This is a genomic window from Undibacterium sp. YM2 (genome assembly GCF_009937975.1).
GTDB lineage: Bacteria > Pseudomonadota > Gammaproteobacteria > Burkholderiales > Burkholderiaceae_D > Undibacterium.
The window spans coordinates 129,783-150,510 of the sequence record NZ_AP018442.1; the positions used below are offsets into that span (position 1 = coordinate 129,783).

Genomic DNA, 20,728 nt, shown 5'->3' on the forward strand with positions numbered 1-20,728 from the left:
TTAAATCCTATCCCTTAGATCTTTATCCATCTGCACCTGCAAAGCACTCCCCAACGAATTCCCCAAACTATCCAACAAAGCCGCCATAGCCAGATCACTGTCTGCCGCTGTCGTTGTGCTGCTGGTGTTATTTGTTCCTGCTGAATTACTTGTCGCACTTGCCGCCGGGATCACAATCGCACTACTACCATTGCTTGACGTCGCCTGCATAGGCGTCGCTGACACTGTCGTGGCCTTGCTGCTATCTGTGCTTGCCGGTGTGGGCTGGCTCACCATGGTCGCATAGGGGTTGGCTGCCACTGATTTCATGGCCATGGTTTGCTGGCTCTGTGTCTGCTTCGCCGGCATAGCCGCTGCCTGGAAGCTGCGGTTATTGGCGATGTAGACATTGCTGCTCCAGTTATTCACCACGACATTGCCATCGACCACACCACTACCACCACTGACTGTTGCCAGCGGTGCGAGTATGCTGGCGTTCAGGGCGACGTTGGTGAATGTCAGTTTCTTCGCCGTGCTGAAGTTGAACAGGGCATTGTAGTTCCTGAAGCCATCTGGCATACCACCTTGCATACCACTGTCACCGGTGACGTTGATGATGAGTGTCTGCCCTGGTGTGAGGTTGACGAAGTTGGCATAAGTCACATTGAGCAAATCAGTTCCCTTGACGTTGAAGATCTGGGTGCCGCTGGTGCCATCTCCCTGGAAGGTAATGCCGTTGAACTGGATGCTGGTCTTGCCATTGGCGGTTTGGGCTGCCAGGTTGGTGGACAGATCCGTTAGCTGGGTTTTGTTGTCGGCAAAGCTGAATGGGGGTGCGGCTTTGACGACGGTATCACCTTGCTGGAGGTTGTTGACGGACTTGCTGCTGCCATAGGTGGCTTTGCCATGGGTGGAGCCACCATTGAAGGTGAGCTGGTTACCAACGATGAGTGACATGCCCTGGTAGTTCTTCTGGGTGGTGTCCATGCTGAAGGCGGAGACGTTGAAGTTGTGTCCTACAGCCATGGTACCTGCAACCTCACCACCGGTGGCGGTGTAGTCATTGAAGATGAAGGCGTTGAACTGGCCTGCCAGGCCGAGATCTGCACTGGTCATTGCCGGTGGCGCTACCGCAGTGACGGTGAGGCTGACGGTGGCGAGGTTGGAATCAACCTTGCCGTCGTTGACTTTGTAGCTGAAGCTGTCGCCGCCTACATAGCCTGCGGTGGCTTTGTAGGTGAAGCTGCCGTCGGTATTGAGGGTGACGGTGCCATGGGCAGCGGTGCTGATGAGTTTGCTGCTGAGGCTGTCGCCATCAATATCTGTACCGAGTGCCTTGATGAGGATGCTGGTGGCATTGTCGACGGAGATGCTTTGGTTGCTGACGAACGGGGCATCATTGACGGCTTTGATGTTGAGGCTGACGGTGGCAACGTTGGAGTCTGCCTTACCGTCATTGACGACGTAGCTGAAGCTGTCGCTGCCGTTGTAGTTGGCCGTTGGGGCGTAGGTCCAGCTGCCATTGGCGTTTTTGGCGAGGCTGCCGTGGGCGGGCTGGGTGGTGATGCGCACTGCAAGTACATCTGCGCTGTCAGCATCGCTGGCGTTGCTGAGCAGGCTCAGGGCAATGCTGGTGTCTTCATCGAGGCTGGCGCTGCTATTGATGGCCACGGGGGCGTGGTTGACCTGCGCTGGCGGGGTGGTGCCAGGTGCATTGGTGGTTGCAGGTGTAAAGAAGTGGTAGGCATTGATCTGTACACCAGAGTTCCAGTTGTTGACGATGAGGTTGCCGTTGATGGAGCCGGTACCGCCATTGACACTGGCACGTGGGGCAAGGATGTTGCCGTAGATGCTGGTGTTGATGGTGAAGCTAGTGGCCGTGCTGAGGTTAAACAGAGTGTTGTAACCATCAAAGGCGTCTGTCACACCACCATCAAAGCCGGTGTCGCCGATGATGTTGACGATGATGCTTTGGCCTGGCTGGATGTTCTCCAGGTGGGTGTAACCAGCACTGGCGAAGTCAGCGCCACTGACATTGAAGACCTGCACTGCGGATGTGCCGTCACCGGTGAAGGTGAGGCCACCGTATTGCAGGACGACAGTGCCTGTGACTGGCTGGCTGGCCAGGTTGGTGCTGAGCGTGCTCAGTTGGGCCTGGACATCGGCAAAGGCAAATGGCGGGTTGCCCTGGATGACGTGGTCATCTGCCTTTTGCCCATAGGCGTCCTGGTGGTTGCCATAGGTGGCGGTGCCATTGATACCACCGTTATGGTCAACCAGGTCATTGCCAACGATGAGGGAGAGGCCGTTGTAAGGCAAATTGAGGTCATTGACGCTGTAGTTGCTGACGTTGAAGTTGTGGCCTACGGCTACTGCCCCCTGGACGTCACTATTGGTGCCGCTGAAGTCATTGAAGGCGAAGACGTTGAATTTGCCGGCGATGCCCAGGTCAGCATTGATGCCAGACTGGGTAACAGCGGCAATGCTGATGCTGACGGTGGCGACATTGGAATCTACCGTGCCGTCATTGACGACATAGGCGAAGCTGTCGCTACCGTTGTAGTTGGCGGCAGGCGTGTAAGTCCAGGTGTTGTCAGCGTTCCTGACCACGCTGCCATGCGCTGGCTGAGTGGTGATGCTGACTGCCAGGACATCGCCGTCATCAACATCGCTAGCATTTGCCAGCAGGGTGATGGTTTTGCTGCCGCCACTGTCAATGCTGATGCTTTGGCCTGTGAGTACCGGGGCGTCGTTGACAGGGACGATGCTGATACTGACGGTAGCAATATTAGAATCAACCGCGCCATCATTGATGACATAGGCGAAGCTGTCGTTGCCGTTGTAGTTGGCAGCTGGGGTATAAGTCCAGGTGCCATCTGCATTTTTAACAATCGTGCCGTGAGCTGGTTGGCTGGTGATGCGAACTGTCAATGTATCGCCATCAACATCGCTGGCGGCTGTCAGCAGATTGAGCCTTGTGGCATTGTCTTCGAGCAGGCTGACGCTTTGGTTGCTGAGGGTCGGTGCATCGTTGACTGCAGTAACATTCAAACTCACGGTGGCGATGTTGGAATCGACAGCTCCGTCATTGACGACGTAGCTGAATGCATCGCTGCCGTTGTAGTTGGCTGCTGGGGTGTAGGTCCAGGTGCCATCTGCGTTCTTCGTCAATGTGCCATGTGCTGGTTGCGTGGTGATGCGGACTGTCAGTGCATCGCCATCGACATCTGTTGCAGTGCTCAACAGGTTCAGCACTGCTGTACTATCTTCTGCCAGGCTGATGTTGCGGTTGTTGACGACAGCTGCATGGTTGACATGGGCAACGTGCAGGCTGATGGTGGCTTCTTGTGAATCGAGCTGACCATCGTTGAGGATGAAGCGCAGGCTGTCGTCACCGTGGAACAATGGGTTGGGCACGTAGGTGTAGCTGCCGTCCGCATTCGCAGTGAGGCTGCCGTGGGCTGGCTGGGCGCTGATGCGGACACTGAGGGTGTCGTGCTGTTCATCTGTACCATAGTCAGTCAGGCGGATGGTGATGCTGCCGTCTTCTTGCAGTTGCAGGCTGGCATTATTGGCCACAGGGGCGGTATTGGCAGGCTGGACGTGGAAGTGGACGGTGACGCTGGCTGAATTGGCTGCGCCATCGTTGATGTGGTAGACGAGGCTGTCTTCTCCGCTATACGTACTGTCTGCAGTGTAGGTCCAGCTGCCGTCAGCATTGATGACGAGGTTGCCATGAGCTGGCTGGGTGTCAATGACTGCAACGATGTTGTCGTGGTCGACGTCGCTGGCTGCTGGTGCGAGCAATGGGTCAAAGTTGTAGGCTTTGCCTGCGGTGACGTTGGTATCGAGATTGCCACTGACCACGGTTGGTGCGTGGTTGACGTGCTTGATGGTCAAATGAACGGTGGCGATGTTGCTGGTGTTGGCTGCTGCATCCGAGCCAGCGCCCTGCCCTACATCCACACCATTGACGGTGTAGCTGTATTGGAAGCTGTCTTCACCATGGAACAAGGCTGTGGGGGTGTAGCTGATTGTGCCGTCGGCATTGACCACCAGGCTGCCATGGGCGGGCTGGGTGGTGATGTGCAGTTGGGGTACAGCAGCAGGTGTGCCGAACAGGTCGTTGCTCAGTGGGTTGATAACGACAGTCTGGTCTTCATTGCTGACGATGTTGTCATCAAAGGCGACAGGTTTGCTGATGAGCTGGATGTCGCGCAGGCTGACGTGGCTGTTGCCAGCACCAAAACCGAGCAGGTCGAAAGACAGCAAGGCAGGTGTGGCGGCAATGGTGGCGCCATTGGCAATACCTTGTTGCAGGTCGATGTAGTAGGTGGCACTGCCATCGGAGTGCATGACTTTGCGCACGGTGCTGGCCAGGCGTTCTGTGCCATCGGTCTGGATGTTGAGCAAGGCGTCGCTATGGCTGAGACCATTGGTGCCAACCAGAGCTGCGCCAGTGTTGGCGTTCAACAAGGCGACTTCGAAGGCGTCTTTGGGGCCAGACTCTTCACCGTCCACCAGGCCATTGCTTTGCAGGTCCTGACTGCTGATGGTGAAGGCCAGGTAACGGTCACCGGGTTGCAGCATGAAGGACTGCGACAGGTGGGCGTTGGCACTGGTGCTTTCGCCTAATGTCACTGTGCCTTGTGGGGTAGTGACTACATTGCCTGCGGTTTGCCAGCCAGTGTTCAGGTTGTTGCTGAACATGGCAGTGGATTGCACAGGTTTGAACTGGGCAACAGTGCTCACAGGCGCAGGATTAGTCATGGTTTGCCAGACGACAGGCGTGCCATTGGCATTACCGGCCGGGTTGGCAGCCAATTGCGCACGCAGTTTGGCAATGTCGCTGGCACTCGGCAAGCGGCGCATGCCGGGGGCAATGATGCCGTCCATGGCTTCAGTTTCGTCACTGGTGTCGCCCAGACCAAGTACATGACCCAGTTCATGAATCATGACGGTTAACAGGTCTAGCTTGCCTTCGGCCGGGCTGCCTGGTTTGGCTATGAATTCATTGGCGATACTGGTTGCGGTGAAATCGGTATTTGCAGACGGATTTGGATCGACGTACCAGCCCCAGCCTGCACCATCAACTGACATCGTAATGTGATTCACAGACGTTTCAGCGGCAATACGGGCTGACAAATTACCAATATTAAGTGATGCGGTGTCTATCAATGCTGGCGGTATGCCAGCATTGATCCAATATTGTTTTGCAGCAGCAAATGCAACACCAAGATCATCTTTTCCAAGCGGGATTACATTCACCGTGGAGCCTTCAGTGGCGACGATTTGGGGATCGACGTCATGAGTAAGCTCAGTTGGCGTCTCGGAACGAATTGTTACACCAGTTTTGGGGTTTTGGGAACCATAGACTGGGGCATTCGTCTGTTTACCTTTTTGGTCGAACTGATCAGGGAATTCAATGACTTTCCGATTTCCAAATGAATCATACAAAACTATTCTCTTTAGCTCCGGAATTAACTTTCCATTCATCAACTCTTGCAACAAGCTCTTGTGCGCTTCAACCGGATCGATAGGATTGCCATTCTTGTCTGTCGGCTTCCAAAATTTAGTACTTAAAATGATAGTTGCGGCTTGGTTTTCTGCTTTTTCTTTAATGCCACTTCTCACCCCATTTACACCTGCGGTTGTTGGAGCATAAATTTCTGTTGCTCCCCATGGTTTAACGATACTGTCGGGATTGCCCGCCTTCTTCGGTTTATTTTCATTCCAATTGACCCCAAGCTTATTCGGTGGCCAAATAGTAACTCCATCTGGATAATGACCTTCATTTGGTTTTCCTGGTTGCAACTTTATGTTTGGACGGTCTGACTGCGCCAAATCATCCAGTACCTCCTTTTCTAATTTAGCTGCATCAAGAGCTCTTTTAGTCTCCTCAGTCTTGGCATCATCATAAGCTTTTTGTGCCTTATCTATTTCTGCTTCAAGACTAGTCTTATCCCAAGACGGTGTAGATTTTAATTCCGGATGTTTTGCTTCTGGAAGATCATCGATTTTTGAACCAGCCCTGCCCTTGCCAGGATTGGCTACTATTTCTGCGTATGCCGCTGCTGCTTTCTCTCGGTTCGCTTCCTTTGCTATTATTTCCTCTGGTGTAAGTGACTTGGAACCTAATTCATTACTTGGGGCTGTTGCATTCCCATTCCCTTTTCCGTTCAATACATCATCAGTCGCTTTATCTTTAGGAGACTCAGATTCCGTGGTTTTGCACATATTGTGAACCCATACCCCGGCATCGCCAACATAATAGGTATGGAAGCCCTCGACCGAGAAGTTATAGACGCGTGTCTTGAAGGTCCCGCCGATGGCGAGTGCGGTGTCGCTACGTGGCACTGTGTCCAGCATTTTTACCTGGTTATCGCTTAAATCCAGCAACATATCAGCACCATTAATATTATTTTTTGCAGAAACAATATTAGCAAATTGTGTGTGATGCACTTTACTTGAACTTATTACGATCGCCTCAGCACCATCCATTAGCTCCAGTGGCAAACCTGAATGCAGGGTTTCTGCAGATACCCAGCCTTTTCCAGTTACCCAGAAAGGATGCTCTGCAGTTGCGACGACAAAATCCATGTGGCGGTTTTCTGTCCTGGCGAACTGCACCAGGTAAACTTCTTTTTCTTCGTGTGAGAATGTTGTCAGTACTCGCCTATAAGCACGTTCACCTTCAAATTCAGATTGCGACAAGACAAAGTCGCCGATGCGTAGTTGTTCAATCGGGACCAAACCTTTTTTTGCATGTACTAATGTACCCGGGACGAAGCAAGCTTTGTATTCCCATTCCCCATGTTCATTGATATAACCGATGCTGTCGCAAGCTTCAGCAAAATCTTTCTCAGTAACTATCCTTGGTTCTTTGCCCGGCTCTTTGAGGTTACCTTCCGCATCTTTTTTCGGCTCTTCTACTATATAGCGTTTCTCGCTTTCCGCAGGGCCCTCCAGGTTACGCTTGGCAGATTCGCCGTAGACCCCGTGCGTCATTTCTTGCGTCACTTTATTGAGCTCTTTTTCACTCAATAAAAGCTTGCGCTCACTCAGTGCCTTGCTTAGTTTGCTACGCAAGCCACCTGTGTACCCACCGGCCGCTTTATAGTTAACCATGGTTTCAATTGTCAGACCCTCAGCCTCTTTCTGTTTACCTGCCAGGATTTTGTCAGTGATGGCGACAGCGCCTGTAGCAAAAACTACTTTTGCTTTTGATCCTATAAACACTTCGGCCCAATGCAAACCTATGTTATATGCTGGTTCACCCGCGTCTATCATTGCTTCAGTTTCTGTAGCAGCTGCAAGCGTGGGTTGTTTTTGTCCGGTCAGGGACTCGTTGAGGAAGCTACCTACCCGCATACCTACCCCGAGTGCGGCTGGCGTCATCGCCATAAAGCCTTCAACATTTTGATCAACCGCTTTTAAGAAACTTGCAAAATGTGACTGAGGTCTCGATTGATTTTGGGTATCGTAATCAATTCTGTCGAGAACTTCTCTTGCATCATCTATTCTGGCATCGTATTTGTCCGTATCTTTTCCCTGTAGGGAGCTGAAATTCCTCAAAGTGACATTAGAGTACAAGGAAACATGTGCAACCATCCGTATCAGGAAGGTATTAACCGTACCATTATCAGTGTCTTTTTTAATTGGCTTACCAGGAGCTGGCTCCGGCTGAACCACTACAGGTTCTGCTGCTTTATCGGCTATATCTTTGACTTCGTCATATATACTTGGTGCCAATGGCCTTAAGTAAGGAACGTTCTGCAAGGTGAGCGAAGGAACTTTCGCGTCAGAATAAGCGCCTATGCCATAGATAAAGCCAAACATCTTGTCTTTCTTTTCCATGTCATAGCGTGCCGGTTTCACGGCTTCTATTTGCGCGTCGTCGAGTGACCTCAGGCGATCTATAGGCACTGAGAGCTTGCGACCGGCTACTTTTGCGTTGATTGCGGCCTGCACTAACTGGCTTGCGTTCCATACAAATACGGAGTTGTACATCAGGTCAGAACCAACATTATTTGTGTACTGGCCTGAGGTATCTTCAACGAATGCCGTTGCGTACAACATGCCGCTTTGGTCCAGCGAGAGCTGGTTGAAAGCGATGCCTGGGCTTGGCGTGGTCGCACCAAGATAGATTGGCTCTCCATTAACGCCAAAGGGATCTTCAATAACGCCTATCTTGCCACCTATCTGCTTACCCAGACCGAAGTTGTGGTCAGCATCAAAGTGAACATCGTTGAAGATGAAATTGTAATCTGCTACCAGAGCGTATTGCTTGCCATCAAAATTAATAATAACGGTGCCAGCGCTACGTTGTATTGATTGCTGATGTTTGCGTTCGAGCCAGAATGGATCTGACAATTTGGGTGTCAATGAAGAATCGACGATCTTGGCCTTGGAAAGCAACCTGCCGGTAGTTGGATTGGTCGCAAAAGTAACACCGGCTGCACCGCGATACATGTCCTTGGAATTGGAAAGCAGGAATTGCCCGCGTTTCTCGCCACTGGAAATAAACAAGGGTCCTTTACCCCAGAATTGATTCGGGTAATCTGATGAGCGGAGCACATCAATATTTTCAGATGAGACTTCGCTTTTTCCTGAAACGCCAAACAGATCAACCACGACAACATTCCCGGCTGGCATGGAAATATTATTGATCATGTTGATGGTTTCAACCGGGGCTGTCAGTGCGAGATAACGTTCACTGTTAATTGCCATGCCACGGAAGCCCATAGGTGCTTTGACGCCAGCCAGATTCAGGGTCTGCTGGTTTTTAAGGAACTGGTCACCGGATTCGTCGATGTTGATACGGATCAGGGCACCACCTTCTCTGCCGTAGTTGCTTCCTTCTGTCACGTAGAGCCAACGGTCGTTGACTAGCAGGCTTGTGATCGGCGCTTTGCTGCCCTTGACAGTATAGGTTGCAACAATGTCCTGGGTCTCGGTATCCAATACATAGATCTTGTTGTTTCTACCGGCAATGAAAGCCAGGGTGGCATCAGCATTGAAGACGATTTGCTGGGTGTATGAACCACCAAGTTCCAGAGGATTACCCAGATTGTCTTTTTCCAGTTTTTTCAGCAGGACAGGTTGCGGATTGGCGCCAGGGTTGGAAGCCGACTCTGGTTGGAAAATATCAAGACCAGATGCGGTTGTAATCAGGATATCTTTGGATGCAATATTAGGTGCAGCACCAACCATGCGGCTGTAACTTGGCGCTTCAACGACAGGTGTATGCCTTAATTCATCAAGTGCATCTGAGCGACTGGGTTTGGCTGGCTTGTCTGTGTCGGCCTTGTCATTTGCTGCCGGATAGCGACGTATACCCCTGGCCAATTGTTCATTCATGACGTTTTCGTCACTGCCATCACCAGCAACGTGGGCAATCACACCCAGTTGCTGGACCAGGGTGGTGAGCAAGTCGATCTTGCCATCAGCAGCAGAACCTGGCACGGCCATGTACTTATTCAATACAGGGTCGCGCAGATAATTTGTATCGGCAGAAGGGTCGGTATTGATATACCAGCCCCACTTGGCGCCGGTTGATGACAATTTGATTTTCTTGCCGTCTGTAGAGGCCAACTGATTTGCGGTGTACTCATACACTTCGAGGCTGATGTCAGCGAATCTTTCAGGGGTAACACCGGCATTTACCCAGATATCTTTGGCCGCCTGGAGTACGGCACTTGCATCTGTTTGTGTGAGTGCAGGGCCACTAAAGCCCTCGCCTGTTGTTGGAGCAAAAATTACTCCGAGACCATACATGCCACCTGAAGCGCCTTTATCAGGAACCACTTTGATCGGCTTGATAGGTGCGCGCTCAACATAGACATTGTGCTGGGACAAGGCTACGCCTTCTGGCAACTTGATCTCAATAGTGTCATTTGAACCTGTAACGTCAAATGATTGCCATATCATGCCGTTGACAGGAGCAGTTCCTGGCCTGGTAGGTTCTGACAATTGGTCACCAACGGGCACCAGCCAAAGCCTGAGCTCAAAATTCTTGCCTGATTCTCCAGGTTGATTGAAATTAAGACCACTTACCTTTAATGATCTGGTATTTGGGTTGTAATCAATATTGGTAATTGCTGGTCTGGTAGGCTCCAGTTTTTTCGGTAATGGAATTGTGACCTTTGAATTGGGCAACCATGCTTCTGTCGGTATCTGCAACTGATAAGAGCCTTGCAGGCTGTACTTCATCACTGTTGGCTTCAATGCTGAAAACAGTGTGCTGACAGATACGGGCGCCATGGCCAAAGGTGTTATTGCGCAGAAACTCAATGCTGACCAGATTGCGTCAAAATTGATGAGCGCGACCGGGAATTTCTCGGCACCGGTCTGGTGATCAACCAAACGCTTCCCGGTGACGAGGAAGGTACCACCACCTGAGACGCCCGTGAACGGTTCACTGGCTGTATGTGCCAGTCCGTCACTGCCAATGACGCCATCATCCATCAACCACCATGTTTTATGGGTTACGCCGTTTTCATCATTGATGGTACCTTCTTGCCAGAACATGACTGGCGTTCCGACTGGCAAAGTAGTGGCCAAGCCAGTTTGCGGATCAATCGGGCCGTTGACTTTAATGGCCAGTTGCAAAGGCACGCTGGTGGTTGCGCCACCCAGGTCCAGTTTGACTGCACCCAGCGCATTGAGCAAGTCAGGCGCAGGCAATGGCATGTCTATATCGCTGATTTTTACAGTTTCTATAGACGCTACGGTGTTACGTGACAGGGAATGCGCACCTATCATCAATGTATTGCCGTTGCTGTCTTGTGTTACCGCGCCGTAATCAATAGTGGCAACGGTAGGACCAACATTTGCTTCTCTGACACGCAGCTCAAGCACACCCTGCAAGCCGCCATTGATCACCGTAACAGTGGCAATACCGCCTGCTTTGGCTGTGATCAACCCATCTGGCGAAATGTCTGCGACTGTTGGGTCACTGATAAAGTACTTTGTTCCAGAGGATGCAAACCTTATGTCAGTACCTAAATAGCGGCCTGCCAATGTGTGCACGTCGATTTGGCGTTGCCCGACCCCGCTAGGTAAATCTATCGTGACGGGATAGACGTTGAGCTCATTGCCATAACGGTCGTATTCTGGCGCTTTGGGGTTCTGGCTTACTGTAATGGCATTTTCAATTGACAATCCACCGGCAGATACTGACAGGATTACTGTACCGTCATTTTTTGCACGCAAAATGCCATTGGCATCGACGTCAATTACATTATTGTCCGAAGACTGGATATTGACCATGCCGCCAGTCAATACCACACCTGCCTCATCAGCGTAATCACCAGTAATTTCCAGCGTGAAAGCGCTACCTGCTTTCATGACGGGCAAGCGATTAACATTGATATTGCGCAGAGGTGAAGCACTTACGATCAGGTTGATACTGATGGGGGCACTGACTGCAAAGCCATCATCTGCCTGCATGGTAATCGTGGCAGGACCAAAGTAGCCGGGTGCGGGTGTAAAGACGACAGATTGACCATCCGCACTCATTTTTGCTATGCCATTCGTCGCCGCCAACATGCGCCATGAGACTGCATCACCCTCTTGATCTTGTGCCAGATTTGCCAAGTTGATTGTTTTGGGCAAACCAATGTGGGTAGTGACCACACTGGCTGTCTGCGTAGTGGCAACCGGCGTCTGGTTTGCTTTGACGCCGAACATGGTTTCGAGTATCTGGCGATCTACTGCATTTACCTTGCCATCACCATCGATATCGGCGTTGACATTAGCGATTTGTGCAAAGAGCGCACTGTCAAGGCCATCAACGTTCCCATCCCTGTTCAGATCCCCTGCCAGGCTGACGTGAACCCTGGCATTACCTGTACCTTTGAGTGTCAACAGTTTCATTCCGGCCTGGGTAATGCGCACCAAGGTAGTGGTATGACCATTGTTTTGTTTGCTACTGATGACGGTTGCATCGTTCATTACGAGTTGAACGTCGTTGCCTTCAGTTTCGACTGCGAGAATTACACTACCGGTGCCGCCTGGTACTCTGATGGTAGAAGCAATTTCGCTTTCACGGATGATGTAGCTTAAATTGACGCCGTCTGGATTGATGTTACCTGCCCAGCTACCAGAAGTTGGTGTATTGGGCGCTCCTGCCGGGGCAACCCAATTCACAACAGAGCCCAGGTTGGCTGTAATTTGCCCGGTAATTATCGTGTTGTCTGCGTGGTAGCCAATTTGCTGGCCCTTATCAGTACCACCCAATGTGCGTGCCAGTATCAAACGACCAGAACTATCATATTGATAACCTATCGTTGTGCTGCCAATGAGGGTTTTGCCACTTACCTGGGTAATTTTTCCTTCTGCATTGCGCAGGAAGTTGATGCGGTCATTGTTATTGAAAGCACCGTTGGCGCTGATCAAGGCGACACCTGCATCGCTGACTTGCCATTGCTGGCCGTCTTTAAAATCAATATGCTGGATTTTGCCGTTAACATCAAGCTGATAGCGTGTGCCGTCCGGCCCGGTCAACGTATAGGCCTGTGGCTGCCAAGGCAAACCATTTTCCAGACCATACAGCAACTGACCTTGACGCTGCAAAACAACCTGCCCATTTTCAAACCCATTTTGGGCATAGGTGGTGGTTGCTTCCAGAGTCCAACCCTGAGCATTGCTGAATACCGGGTGCAGCACGCGCGGTGCATTGCTGACGGTATTACCAGACCTCAGGGTCTCAGCACTGGTGCCCAGTGTGAAGCTCAGGTATTGGCTGGCTGCGCTGGCCGTGTCCAGGCTACCCGGCATTTGCAGCCATACACGGGCACCTTCACGCCATGGTGAGGCTGCGCCGTTAAGATCAGTATTGAGTTGATCATGAGTCAGTTGAGTATCAAGGATGCCCAGTGACCAGTTACCCAGGTCATTCACCGTGTTTTGACCTGCGACCTGATTCAGACTGCGATTAAGCGCAAGGCTATGTTGCCCCAGTTGGAAAACGGCATCACTGGTATTCGCTTGCGACAGTGTTTTCTGTGCAGAGTCAATGATGATGCGGCTATTGATTTCTGTGGTTTTACCTGACAAATCCCAGGCTGTTAGACGCAACTGATAGACGCCGTTGATGAATTGTGCAGGGTCCAGTGTTGTCAGGTCCAACTGCGCATTGAGCGATTGTGCTGTTGTGTCTGCACCGGCCAGTGTGGTCCAGGCTGTTGTAGTTTGATTTGCTGCATTCGCGCTTGCAGGTGCGATTTGCAATTGCCAGCCCATGAGCTGGACATCGCTGATGTGGGCCTGTATGAGCTTGGCTTGCGTCATGCTGACAGGTGCTGTGTTGTCGCCCTGCAGTGCGCCACCCCAGCTCACGACTGGCGCGCTGGTGTCTTGCGGATCGCGTACCAACAGGGTCCTGGTATAGACCTTGCTGAAACCGTCGACGTCGCTGGCGGTGATTTGCAACTCGACCAGCCCCGGTTGAGTTGGTGCGAGTTTGGCGCGGCCACTGGCGTCAAGGCTGACATCGCTCCAGGCTGTCCAGCCTGTATGGTCTGGTGTTTGGATACGCATTTGCGTGCGTATCTGGCTGATGTCGGAGTAGCTTGTCGCACGGACAGTTGCCAGCACGGTTTGGCCTGGCAATACCGGTGTAGCTGGCGTCAGGTCAACCAAGACATCTGGCTGGTTGGCAGTAGCGTCAGCCACAACGCGCAAGGTGAAACTTTGCATTGTGCTCGTCTGGCCATCGCTGATGCGGGCGGTGACGGTTCTGTCACCGATCTGCCCGGCACTTGGTACCCAGTGCAACTGGCCGGTTTGTGCATCGTAACTTGCGCCTTCCGGCAGGTTATCGAAGGCGACTGTCAGTGCCTGTGTTTGCGCCTGGCCGTCAGCATCGGCAATGCGAATAACATTGCTGCCTGCATTAACGGCAGACGGATTGCCACCACGGACTACTGGCAGGGTAAACGCCTGGCCCACGACCATGGCGTGGTTGCTGGCCCAGACTTGTGGAGCACGGTTAGCATCCATTACCCTGACCTGAACGGTAGAGATGGTGGTGGTTTTGCCGTCAGTCACGGCAAAACGGAAGTTGAATGCCTGGTCTTTGCCGTTAAGGTTGTTGACGGTGTCGTAGTCTGGTGTCCATTCAAAATAGCGGTTTTGCGGATCAAAATTGACACCTACCGGTGTGTTTTCATCGCGCAGCAGGCTGACAGTGGTGATGTCGCCATCAATATCAAAGTCATGCAAGGAGAAGGACAGGGTATCGCCTTCTCTTACCAGTTGCAGTGGTGTCTGCAATATTTTTGGTGCGAGATTGACGTTGGCTACGTTGATGGTCAGTTGGTGTTCTGCATAGGACGGTCCATCGGTTGCGCGGATGACCAGCTTGTATGTGCCATTTGGCGATGCTGCGGTCGATTTTTGTGCTGCCAGCATGTCTGGTGTCCAGCTCAGGGTCAGGCGGGTCTGGCCATTGCTGCCTGGCTGGGCTTGCATGCTCATGCCTTCTGGCATGCCATTGACGGTCCAGTTCATGGCATCAAAGTCGCTGTCCCTGACCAGCAGGGTGACGCTCATGGGTACACCTTCGCTGGCATTGACACTACTGCCTGCAACATTGGTGCTGCTCAGCTGTGCGCCACTGGCTTGTACGTCCAGCACTTCAGGCGCACTGTTGGAGGTACGCACGACGATGCGCAGGTCGGTGATGACGGTATTGGGCTTTGCCACAAAGTCTTCTGGCAGGGTGATGCCGCTGTTGGCAGGTGGCAAACCGCTGTCGCTCACTTCAAGACTGATGTCATGGCCGCCGAGCTGTGCTGCGGTGGGTGTCCAGACCAGCCAGGCCTGGCCGTATTGGGCGTCACGGACGATGCGGGCACCTTCTGGCAAGCCTTGGGCGCCTATGCTCAGGGCGTCCTGGTCTGCATCACTGATGTTGATCGGGATGCGCAGTTCTTGCCCGACAACGGCAACGGAGCGCGGGGCGACGGTCACGACTGGTGGTTCGGTCAGGCTGGTGGCGGACAGAACGAAGCTGGTGCTGGTTGCCATGGCTTTGTTGATGTCGCCGCCACCATCGTTGGTTGCGGTAACGGTGATGGCATAGTCCTGGCGCGTATTAGCCCCAGGAGCAAAGTGCAACACTGCCCTGGCGTTGCTGCCGGTGCCAACTTGTGTGAAGGTGGCAAAGCGAGGCAAGCCAGTCACGGACAAGGTGACGGCCTGACCACTTGGGTCAACTGCGCTGATAGGGATATCCAGCGTGCTGCCCTCGGCAACGGAGGCATTGGTGATGGTGCCAAGGACAGGTGCACGATAGCCTTTTTCAACAACAACAGGAATGGTGATCTGGCTGCTGGCTTTTACGCCTGTACCGTCACCATCGTCAGTTGCAGTAACGACGATCTGGTAAGTACCTGCCTGGGTATAGGTCGGAGTCCAGATGATTTGCAGTGTATCTTCATCAAAGCTTGCGCCTTGAGGGAGACCTGAAACGACGTAGCGTACGCTGGACGTGCCGACACCACCGTCGGCTACGCCTTGCGGTGTAAGACGGATTTTGGGTGCGAAGTCAGGATTATCGGGGTCATAAGCGAATACGCCTACCTGCAGAGGCTGGCCTTCAATGACGTGCCATGTATCTGTCGGGGCGAATTCTGGTGCGCCATTGGCGTTCAGGACATTGAAGCTAAAGTCTTGTGTTGTACTTGTAAATTGTATCTCTTCGCCGCTCGCATCAATGTAGCTTGCACGCAAGGTGATGGGAACAACTATTTTTCCATGTTGGTTATATCCTGGGGTCCAGGACAACCAACCTGTGTCAGCATTCAGAGTAGCACCGACAGGCAGCCAGGAAGCGTCATAACTGAGTTTGACAGTTGTACCATCAGCCTGACGATAGATATTGGCAGGATCGCCAGGGCGGTTCTTGAATCCTGGTATTTTCCCAGCCAATTGCACGCCAAAGAGATCACCTTCGCGCAATTGTTGCTGTGCGAGAGGAGTCAGAACAGGTTTTGCATATGCCTGATTTACATTGATCGTCAGTTTTTGTACCGTCGTGGTGTTCTCGTCGCTGACAATGACGCTGATTTTATTATAAACACCAGCTTGATCGTAACTTGGTGTCCAACTCAGGATACCTGTTGCAGCGTTAAAGCTTGCACCAGCAGGCAAGTTGCGCACGGTAATAGTAAGCGGGTCACCGTTTGCGTCCGACGCACTGATTGGCAACGCCAATGCCTGTCCTTCGGTCAAGGTAATTACATCGCTGCTATTCACAACAGGCGCAACATTACCACCTGTGACAGGTATGGTGAAGCGACGAGTTTCCACCCCGCCTCGAGAATCCTGAACACGAATGACCACATCTGTTTCAGCCAGATCACGGGACGTTGGTGTCCAATTAAGAGTCGCAATATTGCGATGGCCCGTCGCAGTTGAACTCACTGCCGTATCAGGTGTCAAGGTCAGGCCAGGTGGAGCCTGAACAATTTCCCAGAAAAATTGGGTGCCATCTTCGTCATCCGCTGCCAGGTTTGCAGTCCATGGCATTCCTGGAGTGGCCGCATGGAAATCAGAATAACCATCGTCCCATATCATTTTCAAAGCCAGCAATTCGCTTGCTGGCAGATCCGCAGGCAGGTGCAATGCATTAAGCAAGCCAGCGTCTGTATCGACGTCATTAGTATCCGTGTTATCCAGCAAATCGCGCAAAGCTGTCTCATCTGCCAGATGCATGCGCGACAGCAATGACGACATCGCTGCAGGATCTACGGTTATCGATAATGCTGGCGGCACGTTTTGATAAGGTAATGCATACACATTATGGGCTGCGTCAAATTTGACCACTTGCCCATTTGTGTCGGTACTTACCAGTCCATTCATGGGTTTGACGGTGACGGTCTGATTGCTCAAGGTTTCACCAACTTTGAGTTTATTACCGTGAGACGCCAGAATAGAACTCAAATCAATACGCCACAATCCTGCTTGTTGCCCAGCGCCTGCAGTAGCGTTATTGATTGCGCCTCCAAAATACTGGCCTGGGTCAACCATCAGGCTTAGTGGCGCATGCAAATCGTCCAGGCCAGTGTTGGTGATGCTGATGTCATAGCTGATTTCACCGGTGGCATGGTTGGCGCGAGTGTTGTTGAAGCTCAGTTTCACATTACTGCTGAAGTTCATCAGTGTCGTGAAATTGCTGACATAGCCTTGCTCCATCGCTACTTGATTGGCACTGCGTATTTTATTGGAGACCAGCAAACTCCAGCTACCGGCTGGCAAGTCTGGCAAAGTCAGTATTGCTGAACGAGTAGCGGCGTTCCATGTCACCTTGTTAGGGTGGAAATTAAAATTACCGTCAGCACGCGTAGAAACCAGGCTGTAGTTCCAGGTATTGGTGACACTGGCCAGGTCAGCCGTAGCATCGCCGGTCATGTCAGTCCACATGGCCTGATCAAAGTTGATGGCGACCTGATTCAGTGGCAGAGGCAACATCGCCCCATCGGGGATGGTGCTGGCCAGGATGTGTGGTGGCTTGATCGGTGAGAGTTCATCGATATGGCCGGTCTGGGCGACCAGGATGCGGCCATCTGCGGTGGTGACGATGGCTTCACCCTTGCTGCCGCCATTGGCGACTTGCAAGACGCGGTGCGAGGCCAGTTCTATCATCCAGACGCCGGCTGTATGCGCTGTGGTGGTGGCATCCGTAGTCGGCCTTTGGGCCGGGCTGCTGGAGGCCAGCAAGAGGCCTGCCAGTGGCGAACCTGCCTTGCCGAAGCTGATGCTGTCGATGATGCCTGCAATGCGGTATTCCAGCTGTGCCCTGCCCTTTTCTCGGCCGGACATGGGGAAGCTGATGATGTCGGTAGTGGCAATCGGTGAGGCGGTATTGATGTCGCCACCGGTCCAGCGCACGCCCCACAGGCGGCCATCTGTACCGAAGGCGAGGTCATTGACGCGGTTGTTGGAGAAATGGCTCCAGGCTCTGCCATTGGCGGCCTGGGGATTGTAGATTTCTATGCCATTGCTGGAAGAGACATAGATGACACCACTGTCTGGATCAATCGCCAGCGCTTGCGTCAGGGCGATACCGCCCGGCCCGCTCTGGCGGGCAATGACAGACCCACTATGGGCGTCGAGCAGTAAAAGCTCATTGCCGGTCATGACCCACAACTGGCCTAGTTTGTCGACGGCCATGTCGAGCACGGGCTCGTTCAGGGTGAACAGTGGCGTGACATTGTGGCCACCATCCTTGCCATAGGCAAACAGCTGGTTGCGCTGGCTGCCGGCGCTGGCGAGGATGCTGCCATCAGGCAGTTGCACCATGGCCATGGCACCGATCTCACCCTGGCTGCTGCCAAAGCCGTCGGCAAAGGCGCGCAGGGTCATGGGGGCGATCACGCTTTGCAGGTCAACCTGTTGTGCAGGAGCGACCTGGCCTGGCAAGGCTTGTGTGGCGGACTGGAAGATGTCATTGCTGACATAGGTGCGGTCAGTGCTGGCGGCTGGCAATTCTGCCGTGCCTTGCAGGGCCTGGTTGTTGCCGAGATTGGCGCTGCCGCCATCGTCTGGCAGGACGGCATTGGCAATGTTCGCTGCTTCGCGGTTACCGGCATTGTCGGTGGCGGCGGCCAGGAATTCATAGACATGCCCGGCTTTGCCGGTAAATACGGCCTGGCCTTCTGCGGTGCTGACCTGTTTTTGCCAGATATGGAAGTCACCACCGTCTTCGGACACATAGACGGTGACGCTCTTGACGCCGCTGGCATCATCCATTGCCTGCCATTTGACGCTGTAGACCGGTGCGCCAGTATTGTCAGGGGCGAGGGTGCTGGCGTTCAGAGTGGTTTGCGGGGCACTGGCGTCAAGCGTGTAGCCGATATGGCTGCTTTCTGTCGGTGGCATGCCGTCGAACCAGATGGTGGCGCTGGCGTCTACCTTGCTGCCGGTAGTGGCCTTGTTGCTGGCCTGGACTACGTAGCTCACAAAGCCGGTGATGCTCTTGCCGCCATCGTTCTTTTGCGGGATCAGCAAACCACGCAGCGGGTCATTGAGGACTTCGCCAGTGTTGGGGTCGATCGCCTGCAGCAACCATGTGGTGGTGTAGGTTTCTGCATCGATACCGGCGCTGACGCGCAGGATGAAGCCTTTGCTGCCGACCAGGTTGATGTCACCCTGGAAGTTGGCACGGTTGTCAGGGATATGAACGTTGATATCGCCCAGTTTCAGGTCACCCAGGCGCAGGGTGCGTGGGTCGAGATTGCTGTCGAGCTTGGTGACCAGCCTGACTTGGCCGAGGGCGTGGTCGGTGTTGTTTTCAAAGTTGAGGGTGTAGGGCAAATCAACCCGGGCCGGTACATAGGCAATACCTTGACTATTAGGCAACACTTGTGGGCCACTGATGGCGATGGTCTTCTGGTCCGGGGCGGCCTGGGTGGCAGCCTGGCTCAGGAACTGGCTGAGGTTGATGGCTTGCGGGCCGACGGCACGGAACTTGTCATCCAGCAGGCCCAGGTGGCGCAGGTATTCCAGTTCTGCACGGGCACCGGTGAAGACATTGAAGTTGATGAAGTGGGTATCATGCGCGGCATTGGCCTGGTAATCGGCCATGTTGGGGGCAACGGGTACCGGGCTCAATACTTCTGCACCATCGTTGGTGTAGCGTTTTTCGTAATACTCAATGGCGGCAGTTTTTGCCTGGGGGTCGCCAACATAACGGGCGGTATCGCCATACCATTGCTGTACCTTGCTGAAGAAGGCCAGGACGCTTGCCTGGGTCTTGTACAGCTCACCTGCACGGCCCAGCAGTATGCCGGTAGCCAGGGTGGCATTGAGGCTCAGTACCTGGGCACTGTTGCGGATAGGTGGCGCCTGGTCAACCGGGCGCAGGGCACCTGCGGCTTCAAGCGCAGCCAGCCAGCCTTTGGTCCATTGATCGGCATCGGCTGCCAGCACTTGCAGGCTGGAGCCGGCCGTGCTGTCGGCCAGGATGGCCTTGCGTAACTGCAGTGCGTAGGCGCTTTGCTCGGCGATGAATTCGTCGCGCGTGATCGGCGTTGCGGTACCAAAGACATTGAAGCGGAAGGCCTTGGACAAGATTTCTTCCTTGCTCAGGCGGACTTCCGGGTCGGTAGACAGGAAGCGGCGGGCCAGGCCAACCGAAATCTTGTCGAGGTCTGCCGGGCCATTACTGAGCAGGCCAACGGCTTTCCAATCTGGATGAATCTGGTAGAGCTTGGTGCGCAGGCCTTCAAAGTCACCGGCTTCCCATTCGGCGAGACCAGGGTAGGTCTGGATACTGAAGGTGGCACTGACCATACCATTGGCAGCGACATCGAAGGCATAGCCCGGTGTCAGGTTAAAGCCATTGGTATTGACGGCGCCGTCGAGAGATGCCCATGGAACATCCGGACGTTTGGTGCCGTCGACAGGGGTGCTGCCATAGGTCTGGGTATTGGCGATATCAGGCGTGATCTGGCCAGAAGGTGCGCCGCCGACATTGGAGGTGTAGGTGGCATAGGGCAGGCCCAGTTGCTGCAACAGCTCTTCGGTATTGCCAAGATTGGTGGCACCGAGATTAAAGCGTACATAGGGTGTATCGACATTGGTCAGGCTTTGCAGGGCAACGCTGTAGCTGGCACTGCCGCCAGCCTGTATGCCTTGTGTACCGCCTATGCCGATGGTGACATCGGGATCGACCATGCGGTCAACGACGTAGCGATAGCTTTCGGTGACGGTTTGCCCATCGGGGTTGATGACTTGCAAA

1 protein-coding gene (running past one end of the window) is annotated in these 20,728 nt (G+C 53.3%); it reads right to left on the reverse strand.

Features of this window, described 5'->3' with window-relative positions:
- A protein-coding gene (locus tag UNDYM_RS30190; protein WP_162044930.1) for a tandem-95 repeat protein crosses the window boundary here: on the reverse strand, positions 1–20,728 show its 3' portion. 18,119 nt of this gene lie beyond the right edge of the window; 20,728 of the gene's 38,847 nt are visible here — the last part of the coding sequence; its start codon lies off the right edge, out of view; its stop codon occupies positions 1–3.